The sequence below is a fragment of the Salinisphaera orenii subsp. halophila YIM 95161 genome (assembly GCF_003732545.1).
Classification (GTDB): domain Bacteria; phylum Pseudomonadota; class Gammaproteobacteria; order Nevskiales; family Salinisphaeraceae; genus Salinisphaera; species Salinisphaera orenii_A.
Genome location: NZ_AYKF01000022.1, coordinates 1 through 1309, shown reverse-complemented (window position 1 = coordinate 1309; position 1309 = coordinate 1). Strand labels below are relative to the sequence as shown.

Annotated in this window: 1 protein-coding gene and 1 other annotated feature; the gene reads left to right on the top strand. The window is 63.4% G+C overall.

The features are described 5' to 3' along the window. Nucleotides 1-50: 50 nt before the first annotated feature. Nucleotides 51-1270 (top strand): IS3 family transposase gene (locus tag SAHL_RS02185; RefSeq protein WP_123589779.1). Its coding sequence is split into 2 segments (ribosomal slippage): nucleotides 51-336 and nucleotides 336-1270, totalling 1221 coding nucleotides; the frame shifts between segments, so codons are not numbered across the junction. Further along, nucleotides 329-445: a sequence feature (AL1L pseudoknot), on the top strand. It overlaps the preceding gene by 117 nt. Nucleotides 1271-1309: the final 39 nt, after the last annotated feature.

Sequence of the window (1309 nt, the reverse complement as noted above, 5' to 3'; positions counted from 1 at the left end):
TGAATCGCCCCGGTTTCGTCGGAGGCTCCAACTCTTGAGAGACTGGAGCCATGAAACAGAGCAAACGTTATTCCCCGGAAGTGCGTCAACGCGCGATACGGATGGTATTCGAACATCAGGGCGAGTACGCCTCGCAGTGGGCGGCGATCGGCTCGATCGCCGGCAAGTTCGGTTGTACGCCCGAGACGTTGCGTAACTGGATTCGCCAGGCCGAGCGTGACCGCGGTCTGCGTGATGGCCAGACCACCGAAGAGCGCGAGCGCGTCAAGGCGCTTGAGCGCGAGAACCGCGAGCTCAAGCGTGCCAACGAGATCCTGCGCAAGGCATCCGCGTATTTTGCCCAGGCGGAGCTCGACCGCCGAGGCAAGTGATGATCGATTTCATCGATCATCACCGCGACGTCTACGGTGTCGAGCCGATCTGCAAGGTGTTGCCGATCGCATCGTCGACGTACTACGACACCAAGCGGCAAGCGTCTGAGCCCAGCCGCCGGTCGGCCCGCCAGAAACATGATGACGAGATGCGTAGCGCCATCCGGCAGACCTGGGAGGCCAACAAGTGCGTTTACGGGGCGCGCAAGGTCTGGCGCCAGCTGCAGCGAGACCAATGGCAGGTCGCCCGCTGTACGGTCGAGCGTCTGATGCGGGACATGGGCCTGCGCGGCGTCACCCGCGGGCGTGCGCCGCGCACGACCCGCTCGGATCCGCGCCAGGCCGCGCCCGAGGATCACGTGCGTCGGGACTTCACGGCGCACGCGCCCGACCAGCTCTGGGTTGCGGATTTCACCTATGTTGCGAGCTGGCGCGGGTTTGTCTACGTCGCCTTCGTGATCGACGCGTTCGCGCGTCGGATCGTCGGCTGGCGCGCGTCGAGCGCGCCCAACACGAGTCTGGTACTCGATGCGCTCGAGCAAGCCATTCATGATCGCCAACCGGCCAACGGCTTGATTCAACATACCGATCGCGGCGTCCAATATCTGTCGATTCGATATAGCGAGCGGCTTGCTGATATCGGGATCACGCCTTCCGTCGGGCGTGTCGGCAGCTCGTACGACAACGCGTTGGCCGAGACGGTGATCGGGCTGTTCAAGACTGAAGTCATCCGCTGCAGCGGGCCGTGGCGTCATCTTGAGGCGGTGGAATTCGCCACCTTGGACTGGGTCGACTGGTTCAATCGTCAACGCCTTCTCGGCCCCATCGGCGACATCCCGCCGGCCGAGGCTGAAGAAGACTTCTATGCCACACTTTCCGAGTCCGCCAAGGCGGCGTGACTCAAACCCACGAGCCTCCGGGAAACCCGGGTTGATTCA